This is a genomic window from Sediminibacterium sp. C3 (assembly GCF_000508085.1).
Classification (GTDB): Bacteria; Bacteroidota; Bacteroidia; order Chitinophagales; family Chitinophagaceae; genus Sediminibacterium.
Genome location: NZ_KI669560.1, coordinates 3175967 through 3187262 on the forward strand (window position 1 = coordinate 3175967; position 11296 = coordinate 3187262).

Annotated in this window: 10 protein-coding genes and 1 pseudogene; all 11 read right to left on the minus strand. The window is 38.1% G+C overall.

Annotated features, from left to right (window positions below; genetic code table 11):
* Positions 1-70: 70 nt before the first annotated feature.
* Positions 71-442 carry a hypothetical protein gene (locus F777_RS0114870; RefSeq protein WP_026752743.1) on the minus strand — a complete coding sequence of 124 codons (372 nt, stop codon included), beginning with the start codon at positions 440-442 and terminating at the stop codon, positions 71-73.
* Positions 443-690: 248 nt separating this feature from the next.
* Positions 691-1751 (minus strand): annotated as a pseudogene (locus tag F777_RS16965) (IS3 family transposase); the annotation flags it as partial.
* Between the two features lie 38 nt (positions 1752-1789).
* Positions 1790-1936: a hypothetical protein gene (locus tag F777_RS18050; protein ID WP_161631526.1), complete on the minus strand. Its 147-nt coding sequence runs from the start codon at positions 1934-1936 to the stop codon at positions 1790-1792.
* Between the two features lie 304 nt (positions 1937-2240).
* Positions 2241-5000, minus strand: a complete 2760-nt coding sequence (locus F777_RS0114890) for an MORN repeat-containing protein (protein ID WP_026752745.1) — start codon at positions 4998-5000, stop codon at positions 2241-2243.
* Between the two features lie 12 nt (positions 5001-5012).
* Entirely contained in the window at positions 5013-5519 is a 507-nt protein-coding gene (locus F777_RS0114895; protein ID WP_037369585.1) for a hypothetical protein, read from the minus strand.
* A 166-nt stretch (positions 5520-5685) separates the two neighbouring features.
* Entirely contained in the window at positions 5686-7026 is a 1341-nt protein-coding gene (gene ltrA, locus F777_RS0114900) for a group II intron reverse transcriptase/maturase (RefSeq protein WP_071790335.1), read from the minus strand.
* Positions 7027-7570: 544 nt separating this feature from the next.
* The gene (locus F777_RS0114905; protein ID WP_026752748.1) at positions 7571-8554 is read right to left on the minus strand and encodes a hypothetical protein; all 984 of its coding nucleotides are present in this window, start codon (positions 8552-8554) and stop codon (positions 7571-7573) included.
* Between the two features lie 3 nt (positions 8555-8557).
* Positions 8558-9760: a WG repeat-containing protein gene (locus tag F777_RS0114910; protein WP_161631527.1), complete on the minus strand. Its 1203-nt coding sequence runs from the start codon at positions 9758-9760 to the stop codon at positions 8558-8560.
* 218 nt (positions 9761-9978) lie between these two features.
* Positions 9979-10278, minus strand: coding sequence for a type II toxin-antitoxin system RelE/ParE family toxin (locus F777_RS0114920; protein ID WP_026752750.1), 300 nt, complete (start codon positions 10276-10278; stop codon positions 9979-9981).
* Positions 10271-10522: a type II toxin-antitoxin system ParD family antitoxin gene (locus tag F777_RS0114925; protein WP_026752751.1), complete on the minus strand. Its 252-nt coding sequence runs from the start codon at positions 10520-10522 to the stop codon at positions 10271-10273. Before F777_RS0114925 ends, F777_RS0114920 begins: the two co-directional genes overlap by 8 nt.
* A gap of 179 nt (positions 10523-10701) precedes the next feature.
* Positions 10702-11280 carry a reverse transcriptase domain-containing protein gene (locus tag F777_RS16970; RefSeq protein WP_037369589.1) on the minus strand — a complete coding sequence of 193 codons (579 nt, stop codon included), beginning with the start codon at positions 11278-11280 and terminating at the stop codon, positions 10702-10704.
* Positions 11281-11296: the final 16 nt, after the last annotated feature.

An 11296-nucleotide genomic window follows, 5' to 3' on the forward strand; every position in this document is an offset into this window, starting at 1 on the left:
TAACCAGGCGAATAGCCAGTAAAACCAATTCACTATAAATGACACTGCTAATCGTTTAAATGGTGTCAGACTAGAATACCAATCTTTGTATTTCTTTATCATTAATTTTTAATCTTTTTTTGGCCAATTGATCCAGGCTTTTATCTGTTAGCTTTTGCATGATAAATGCCAGAGGTCTTTTACCTTGTGCCCCTTCTGCCCGATTGAAACCCGCTATTGAATCAGTTCTTAAGTAAGAATTATCTAAAGTAGTCAAGCTATCAATAAATTTTAAATCTTGTTGAGTTAAAATAGGCTCAGCAAATCCGCTGTAATCACTATTGATAATCTCGCGAACTGCACTTGAATTATTAAAGCTTTTTATTAAAAGTTGCCGAAAATAGGTTAGTTTAAATTGTTCTATATAGATATGCCTATACTGCTTGTTTAACAAACTCGACATACGAGTGCTTGAGCATGAATTAGAAATAAATAATACTAAGAAAAGAATGGAATAAACGAACCGTGTATTCGGAATTCGATCTGGTTTTATTTTCATTGGCAGTAAAAATAATCAAAATATTTCTGAAGGCTCCCCATTTTGAGTACCTGTTAAAAGTATAATTTTTTCTTTTATTGCTAATGGGCTTCTTTTCGCTTCGGCTTCGCCTACGCTACAATCAGCCCATTAGACTGGTTTTGTTTTTCTCGGTATACCCTTGGTGGTAATCCTCCAAGTGCATCATGTGGTCGATGGTTGTTGTAATCCTCTATCCATGCATCCGAAATTTCTCTTACTTGATTTAGGTTATCAAATGAATAGGCATCCAATACATGGCCACGGAAGCTTCTATTGAATCTTTCGACATAAGCATTTTGTGATGGCTTGCCTGGTTGTATATACTGGAACTCAATTTCATTGGCCTTGCTCCATGATTGGGTTAGCTTAGATATAAACTCTGGGCCGTTATCCATTCTAATCTTTTGTGGTTTACCAAAGCGGTTTATTAAATGGCGCAGTACCCATATTACTCTACTGCTTTTTAAAGAATAATCAACCTCAATGAATAATACTTCTCTGTTAAAATCATCTATCACATTAAATGATCTGAATTTGGTTCCGTTACTTAATACATCAGATATAAAATCTATGCTCCAGGTTTGTGTAAAGAGTTCTGGTACTTCTAATGATTGTTTTTCCCGTGGGGGCAATCTTTTCTTAACCTTGCGCCTTAAAGGCAGTTTTAAATCCTTGTAAATACGATGTAGTCGCTTGTGATTCACAACCACACCTTGGTTCCTTAATCGGTGATAATACTTCCAAAAGCCTTCTATTGGCTGGTCTTCAGCTAGATTCTCTAGAAGCTTGATAATGGTACTATCATCTTTAATAGACCGATAGTGCAAATTGCTTCTGCTTATTCTTAGTACCCGACACGCCTTGCCGATGTCTTTTGGACGCTCAATTTTAAGCTCCTCTATGATTCTTCGCTTTTCGCAAGGCTTTAAAGCTTTTTTTCGATGATATATTTTGCCGTATCTAACTCCATGGCCAAGTTGGCATACATCCGTTTTAATCGAGCATTTTCTTCCTCAAGCTCTTTGATTCGTTTAAGCTCACTGACTTCCATACCACCATAACGTTCCCGCCATTTATAAAAAGTGGCTTTACTAACTCCATACTCCCGATGGATCTCCTCGGCTGATTTTCCTTGCTCAAACTCCTTTAAAATGTTGGCAATCTGTGTGTGACTGAACTGACTCTTTCTCATGGTTTACGATTTAAATTTATAAACTTTTTGTCTACAAATTAACCGTACTCTTTTTTGGGGAGCTTACCACCAGTTGCTGTTCCACAATTAAATTGTAATACAGCTTTCGGATTGTCTGGTATCAACAAAATGCCTTTTAGTTTTATTCCGTCTTCGCTTGTTGTTTCAAAATCTTCTTGTTTCATTTCTGTAATTTGTCGCTTTGTAGTGTCGTCTGCTAAGGTTGCCGCTAACGGTTTACGGCTTTGCGTAGTGGCGGCATTTTAGCACTGCCGTTGATTTGAATTACTATTGTTCAATTTAGCACAAATGTTCAATAGAAATCCGTTATCCGCCATTACGCAAAACCGATGTTGTACGTTCGCCCTTCTTTCTGGTGTGTCATAATGCGTTTTGTTTCAAGGAGTTGTTTGCAATATGCAGGTGAATTAAACTAAGAATCCCTCCATAGAATTTCTTCCCGTTGGCAAATGATACCATTTTTTATTCTTACTCACTTTTAAAGCTGATGGCCGAAATGTAACCCTCTGCACCCGGACCCTGCACAATGCCCACGCCACCAAATTTTTGTAAATGTGCCGTTGCGGGTGCTGCTATTTTTTGTGTAAACAACAACTGTCCATTCGCATAAAGGTTAATGACCGAACCGCTCTTTTTTATAGCCAGTTTATTGGTAACTTCTCCTTTATCCTTGTTCCGGTTGATAGCTGCAGAAAAAAACCAGCCGCCATTGACCTTGGAATCGGCGTAATTTGTCCATTGATTATTGATAAAGCTGTACGTACCAAAATAAAAATTGCCCGTGGTCGGATCGGCCATGAATAACAATTTGGTTTTAGCCCCACTCGGGTTGTCATTTATTTCTACCACCAATCCCAATTCGCATTTAGGGACTTCAATCTTGTAGGTGTGGTAAATAGCTTCGTAGGTGTAGTCGGAAACTTCTTTACCGTGAAGCGGAGTTACACCCCAGGTATAATTTCCTTTGAAGGTTGTAAAATGCAATTGCCCGTCTTTTAGATACCGCATTATGTTTTGATCATTCACCGGTACTTCCAAAGCAACCCAGTCATAGTTTTCTACGGCCTCTTTCCAGTTCTTGAAAGAAGCCGTGACGGGTGTTGTGCTGCCGCGCTTTGGAGAATTTTGGAAATGGAGCATTCCGTTCACAAATTCGCCTTCCAATTCCAATTTGCCTGATAAAACACCTTTCCCTGTCATTTCTTCTTCTTTCCAGTCTCCGGTATAAGTGACCCCATTCTCAAATTTTCTTACCCCCCAGCCATGCGGTTTGCCATCCTTGAATTCGCCATAATATCCAACGGTAGGATGCGACAAAATACCAATGCCTTCAAATGTATTGTCCTTCCAAAAACCCTCGTATGTACCTAAGTATCCTACATCTGCCTTACCAAATCCATTTGCCATCCCATTTTCTACCTGGCCTTTATAATTGGTTAGAGCCATTGTGACAGGCATTGTAAACTGTAATTCCTTGTATTTTTTATCGGAAGTAAATAGATCGTTTTCGTAATGACCGTTATTGTCTACAAAATTATTTGGACCGAATTTTTTGCCGTTAAAGAAGAGTCCTACATACAAAGTGCGACCTGAACTCAAATCGATCAGCTCCCCCTTACCGTGCCAAATATTATCTTTCCATTCTCCGTAATAATAAATATTTTCAGGTGTTAGACCTGTTCCTCTGCCATTAGCCATCCCGTTCCTGATATCCCCGTAATAATAGACCGTTTTAAGGGGCTTACCCGGCGTTTCTATTTTCAGCTTTTGTTCGGCAATGGATTTGTTTTTAGACAAATTTGATACTACCTGAGGCGGGTTGTGTTTCCATTCAATTTCCCGCAGGTAAAGGCCCCAATGATCAATGCCCAGCTTTCTATACACCTTTGGTTCCTTCAGGGTGCTAATTGGATGCATGCAGCCGCCCTCAAGCGATTTTTTCATCATGGCGTAAGCATCATCTTTTTTGTCTTTCGTCATTCCCTTCAAGGTAAGCACGGCATAGGTATTCAGGGCTTCGGCATCGCCGGCTTCGCCATACCGTTTTAGTTCATCGGCGTAGAGGTCGGGATTCCAATCGGGACTTACGTCGGTAAATTGGCTTGATGGGAAATCAAAGATCTTAAACCTGCTCACTCTTTTTACCGTTTCATAGCCACTGATATTATGATGCTTGCGGATGGCTTCCAGGTCGTCCCAACCGAGAAGCCCCCTTATATGATGATGAGGCCAATCCATAGCCTTATTGATTGTTTTTACCAGCTCCGGTTCATACAGTGCTGTATTTAACAACAGCAAACGCAATAGTTCCCTATCATTTTGCTTCACCAGGAAATCAACAAGAATTTTAAAAGCTTTTAGCTCATCCTTTGGTTGGCCTTTTAAAAGACTGACCGATGCGGGAAATTCTTTCATCCAATTCCTCAGGTAATGGTTCATTTCCACCTTCATGACCGAATCTGCCATGGCGAAAGCACTGGTTTCAATGGTTTGGTAAGTGCTGCCCTGATAGCCCAGGTTTTCCCAAAAGGTCATTCCGTGAAAAGGCATCAGTGCATTGATCTGTTTTTGTTTTTGCGGGAAACGTTTGGCCAGCTTTTCCAATATTTTCACAGCGGTATAACCGGCCATATCAAAGTCGGCCACCAGCGCCATCAATTCTTCAAAGCCGGCCGTCTTTTCTTTCTGTAAAAAAGTTTTATATGCTATAGCGGCACGGTCGCTGCGTTCGTGGTATTCATCTACGATATCCCATTTGTTATTGATTTGTTTTTCCCGCACCCAGTTAACAGCCATGATGTAGGCTTCCGAATGGTGAAAGCCATCTTTTAAAAATAACTTGACATAACCCATCGTCAGTTGGTCGGCCCAGGCTTTCCGGCTTTTCGCCTCGATAAGTTCCTTCGACCTTTTAGCACTATTTTCCCAACTCTGCTTTTCTATCAATGCTTCTTTTTTGCGCCTTTCGGCACGTTCCCTTTCCAGTTCTTCAGGTGTTTTGCGTCCGGCCCTGCGGTCCCACATATCGGCCATTTCCTTCAGCGCATTTTTATCAACGCTCCAGTCAGATGTTTTTATACTGCCGCTCATACCGGCACTACCGGTTGTTTCCATGTATTTCTTAAACTGCTGGTCTCGCTGATACTGGTAATAATCCGCAGTAGTGTTACCTTGTCCGAAGGCAGCGGTACAAAAAAGGAAACCTGATAAAAAGAATAGAAAACGCATGACCTTTCAAGATTATATAAATAAAGATGATGTTTTGTTTTGATAATCGTTATTATGACGATTGTTTTTTCGTCTCCACAATCTAATCATTAGACCAAGCAATAAAAAGGCGAACATCTGACCAAACATTGCCCGGTTGTAATATCCCTCATACTCCTCATTGCTGCTTACGAGCACCCGGTCTGGAAATGCTGTCTCGCTTCTTCTGTTCTTTGGCACATAACGGACATACAACGACTTCGATTTTAATTCTTCTTCTGAAGGCAGCGGATTGTTATTGGTATAAAGTTCGGAATAATTTTGCTCTGTGCTGTCAGCAACACCATCCCTTATGTAGTATAACACACGACGGATACTGGCAACAGCTTTACCTGACATTGGCTTTATATCAACTGATTTTACCGAAGCCTTCACGGTGATACTTGCTTTTTTGTATGCATTATCACGCAAGTACGACCTTATTCCAAGAGAGCCGAAAATAACGCCAACAAATATTGATATGATGCTTATTGCCTTCATAGTGTAACTTATATTTCAGCATTTTTTGGTTGAAGACTGTACCACATAGGGTGACGTACAATCGAGTCACGCAAGGGATTTTCACCCTTACGTTCTCACAGAACCGTGCTTGATAGTCTCCCATCACACGGCTCTTCTTGTTCATTAATCACAAGTTAATTATAACTTACGGATGTGCCACTTGCCAGTGTGGGAATAAATGAGGATTGAGTTTGTATTGTATTTGCAACCATTTAATTGCTGCTCTTACCCCCAAACCCTTTTCCCATTTAACCCATTTTAATAGTCTCGCATTTAATTGTTTCCAGACATAGTTCATATGACCACTTGAGAACTTATGAAAGTAATTCATGATTCCCCGTATTTGTGGTGTTAAATATTGGGCTATTACTGCAAGTGGTTTTCGCCGCTTGTGTATATTCCAATCTTTAAACTTTTCGAGTAAACTAATCCTGGATTTAGTACTGATGAAGATGCTTGGAACAATCAAAACCTTTTCTTTGAACTTTACACAATTGGGGCGTACTGTAAATCCTAAAAAATCAAAGCCTTTGGGGTATTTCTTTTCAGAGTATCCTCGCAGATTCACAATTTTAGTTTTTGTGGGGTGCAATCTTAGTTTACACTCCTGCATTCTCTGCTTGATTTTGTTAAGCACATATATTGCTTGTTTCTCCGTCTTGCAATGAACTACTATATCGTCTGCATATCGTTCAAATGGCTTCTCTGGATGTTCCTTTGCCATCCACCCATCAAATACTACATGTAGAAAAATATTTGCTAACAACGGACTAATTACTCCACCTTGTGGTGTACCTAACACAGTTCTTGTGGCTTTGCCATCCTGCTCTATTATCCCCGCTTTTAACCATCTCTCTACATACAATTGTACCCATTTGTCTTTGCAGTAATGCGCAACCGCATTCATTAATAGTTCATGGTTAATGGTATCGAAGAAGCCTTGTATGTCAATGTCTATCACAAAATCGTGATTAAAACAATTACTGTTGGCTTTTGCAACAGCATCGTGACAGCTTCGATTTGGTCGATATCCGTATGACCCCTCATGAAAAACGGGTTCCACCTGCATTTCTAAATGTTGCTTAACAACTTGTTGTGCTATGCGGTCCATGACAGTCGGAATGCCTAAACTTCTTATTCCACCATCTTTCTTTGCAATAGCAACTTGGCGAACAGGTGCTGGAAAATATGATCCTGAAGAAAGTCTGTTCCATAGCTTGTACAATAATCTATATGCATTTTTGTCTACATATTCCCATGTCATACCATCTATGCCAGCACTCCCTTGATTGGCTCTTACTTTCTTGTAAGCCTGCCACACCATTAACTTGGTAATTGGTTGTGATTTTGTCTCAAAATAATCTGTCATCCCATTACTGGTTGTAAATTGGTTTTGATAACTAAACAAGCTTAATCCTTCGCTCCACTTATTTTCATAAGCTTCCTCACTACTATGATTAAGTCTGCCGCCATTGCTTCGCCTCATCCAAAAGCGTTTGTTCCTCTTTCGATTTTACAAAACAACAATGACTTCACTTGTTCCATAAAACAGCCTATAATACAGTCCTGCCAACTTAACCCCGGATGCCGTGTAACCTATAATCTGGTATCCATTACACTCTATTCGTAAACACAAACGTAACTGCTTACTTTCGACATCGCTATTGCCCTTACGAGGCTTCATCATTGGTTCACTTGCGTTCAGCTCTTGTACTACGCACCTACAGAAATCATCGTTTCTGTTTTTCTTTATCGCTCACCACAAAATCGTTTCCAATTATTGCAGCATAAAGTGGTTTGAAAACTACTCCAGAAAGTCGTCTTCGGAAGACCATCATTTCTCACTATTATCAGAGAAATTCTTCCATCTGTTTTACAGCATTTAAACATTAATCTCAATAATGTTTAATTCAAGTCACACACGGTTCGGGGCTTGGCGTAGTGGAGGAATTTCAGCACAAAAGTTCAATCGAAGCCGTTCTGCCCCGCTTTTGGCAATACCTTGTTAGCGGATGCCCTTTTCGATTATTTCAGTCATACCAATAATTTTTGGACAGTTTTGTTCCTAACTGTCCGAAAAGTTTTTGGATTTCATTGCCAATTTCTTCGTTGTTTTTTTCGTAACACCATTGAAGAAAAAACAGATTATCAACCGTTTCTATCTCTTGTTTGTTTCCATTTTCATCAGTAATGCTTGTATTCTTTATTATGCTGTTCTCTTTGGATTTCAATATGATATTGATGTCTTTCAGCACTTCTATAATATCTCTCAACAATACCGATTGCTTTTCAATTATAGGATTGTCGTAATAATTTTTCCGTTCTACAATTAAGCTCAGTGATTGTCCGCTGTTGTCTAACTGAAAATTCTGAATTACTTTGAATTTTCGGTCTTCGGGATAATTCAAACTGTCTTTAATTTGATATTCAACTTCTTTCTGCAATTTTTTGTTGAGATAATCTACCAATATCAATTTCTTTTTATGAAAATTTTGTAGTTCGGAAATACTCCAATTCAATCTTTTGCCAAGATTTCTTATTCTAAGCAATTTGTTGCTATGGATAACGAGTTTATTGTTTTTTGTTGCGGGATAATATTCGTTTCCTGACATTATCATATACGTTTGAATGGCACTTTTTTCACCAATCATTTTAATGGTAATGGTGTTCTTTTTGTAATCGGCAATTAGGGTGTCAATTTCGTGTAAAGGAATAACAAATTTGGCTTTCCATATTATTTCGCTCAGGTTTTTGCCGTCATCATCTTTGTCATAATGTGTTTTGAAATACACCAAATTCATAGACATAGGGTCAAATGTTAACCATTGCCTATTTGCTTCATCGGGGTCTTCTTGTATTGTGCCTATGGTTTCGTTAAATTGGGCTGAATACGATTGTTCTACAAGTGTTTGTAACGCATACAAGTAATTTCTTTCGTCTTCAAAATTGTTGATTTGTGCGAAAGAAATGTTGTGCAGAAATACGGTAAAAAGTATAAGGGCAATTTTACTCATAGTTTAGTTTTTTGTTACAGCGGCTTCTTCTTTTACTTTTTTACCGTTTTGGTAAGTGGTAATAATTGTAGGTTTGTCTTTATCATCATAGCTAATCCAAGTGCCATTACCGTTTTTTAGTGATCCTTTTGGTAGTGGATTACCATTATAATCATTAATTTCTATAATTTCCCAGCGTAAACCGTATACATCATTAGCATCGTATTTGTATAATATTTTTTGCCTAATTTGCGAGTTCGATTTATTCGGATGATACCAAACAGCGATACCTGCCCGATGTCCGTTTTGATATTCTACTTTAGCTAAGAGATATTTGCTGTCTTCTTTGTAAAGTTCTAAAGTGCCAGTTCCTTTGGAAGAAATAAGATTTCCTTTATTGTCATAAATATCTTGTACTTTTTTAAACACACCATTTTCCCATATTTCCGAGTGAGCAGGCTTTCCATTGTTGGGATTATAGAAAACAATCAACCCATCTTGTTTCCCATTTTTATAATTTCCTGTTTGAGATAGGTAGTTGTTATTCTTATTTTCACCGTATCCATACTTAAAGCAAAAAAATCTTTTATAGTTCCCATCAACTACACCGTCATTATTATATTGTTCTATGGTAACTAAATAACTGCTTGTACTATAAAATTTCCATTCGCCTGCTTTTTTCCCATTTATCTCTTTCCCCATTGCTGATGTTGCTCCATTTTTATGGAAATATCTTTTTATATTGTTTTCAGTAACAATTCTATTGTGAATGTCAATTTTATAGTAGTCTTGTTCTTTTGGATATTCGACATCAGCAACAATGGCGTGTCCTATGTTGTCAAATGGATGTGCCACTTTGTATTTTGGTTTAATAATTTCATTGCCTTGTATATCAATGTAACCGTAATAATCATCTTTTTTTACTACTGCCCTGTATTGATTAAAACTCCCAATTTCGTCATATTTAGGTTCTACAAGTTCATTTCCATATATGTCTATTAACCCCCAGTAAACTTTTTCTGAATATTCAGAGCCAATTCCGGCTCTTCCATAACCTTGTGTATCGAAATCCTTTTTATGAGTATATTTCGGTTTTATCAGCCAGGTGCTGCCTTTTGAAACGCCCCACAAACTACTTTTAGGGTCAAGTGAGAATTTTATATTTTGTGCTGTAATGTTGCCTGATGAAAGCAATGCTATGACTGATAATAGAATGAGTTTCTTCATAATCATATCTTTTCTTTGTTTTTCGGGTTTTTCGTTGTAGGGTTTCCGCTAACGGGCAGGGCTTTACGCTGGTTGGATATTCTATGTTAATTGTGCTGGCTTGGCCACTAAAAACTCGATTAGCTAATGCCAAATTACTGAAGTTGATTAGCAATAACAAAGCTGATGGGCCATTGTTGGAAGTCCAACTTGCGTAAAGCCTTTTGTTAGCTGTGGTTTTATTCTTGTATTCTGTTTTTCAAATCCATTTGTGCGTGTAATATCCTAGCTATTTCAATTTTACCCAAGCTCAGGATTCTGTAGAAAAGTATATGCTGTCCAGCTTTAAATCCTAAAATTTCTGCATTTACCTCTGGATAATTTTTGCCCTTCACCTTACTATCTGCTATGTCTTGACAAGTATCTAAAAGCATGAAGTAGTATTTGTCAGCTTGTCTCTCTGACCAGGTATCTACTGTATATTCCCATATTGATGATAAATCTTGAACTGCTTTATTTGTTAAAGTGTAACTAGCCATTTATTCTTCTAGCAGCTTTTAATTTTTCAAGATGCTTTTTAGGGTCGAAACTTCTAGCCACACCACTTTCAATACCATCTTTAATGGCTTTTTTGAGTGCTTGAATTTTTGACTCTTCCTCTTCTAAAAGCCTAAGTCCTGCTCTTATTACTTCGCTAGCATTCTTAAATCTTCCTGTTGCAACTTTGTCATCAACGAAATCTTCAAAGTGATCCCCTAATGAAATGGATGTATTGCGGCCCATTGATTAATATTTAAGTGAATATACCAAAAATTGGTGATTTTTCAAAAAAATGAAGGGAAAAAATTCACAGCTAATCGAGTCACGCAAGGGATTTTCACCCTTACGTTCTCACGGAACCGTGCTTGATAGTCTCCCATCACACGGCTCTTCTTGTTTATAAATCACAAGTTAATTATAACTTACGGATGTGCCACTTGCCAGTGTGGGAATAATTGAGGATTGAGTTTGTATTGTATTTGCAACCATTTAATTGCTGCTCTTACCCCCAAACCCTTTTCCCATTTAACCCATTTTAATAGTCTCGCATTTAATTGTTTCCAGACATAGTTCATATGACCACTTGAGAACTTATGAAAGTAATTCATGATTCTCCGTATTTGTGGTGTTAAATATTGGGCTATAGTTACAAGTGGTTTTCGCCGCTTGTGTATATTCCAATCTTTAAACTTTTCCAGTAAACTAGTCCTGGATTTAGTACTGATGAAGATGCTTGGAACAATCAAAACCTTTTCTTTAAACTTTACACAATTGGGGCGTATAGTGAATCCTAAAAAGTCAAAGCTTTTGGGGTATTTCTTTTCTGAATACCCTCTCAGATTGACTATTCTTGTTTTGGTAGGGTGTAAGGTTAGTTTACACTTCTCCATTCTCTGCTTGATTTTGTTAAGCACAAATATTGCTTGTTTCTCCGTCTTGCAATGAACTACTATATCGTCTGCATATCGTTCAAATGGCTTTTCTGGATGTTCCTTTGTCATCCTGCCCTATTATCCC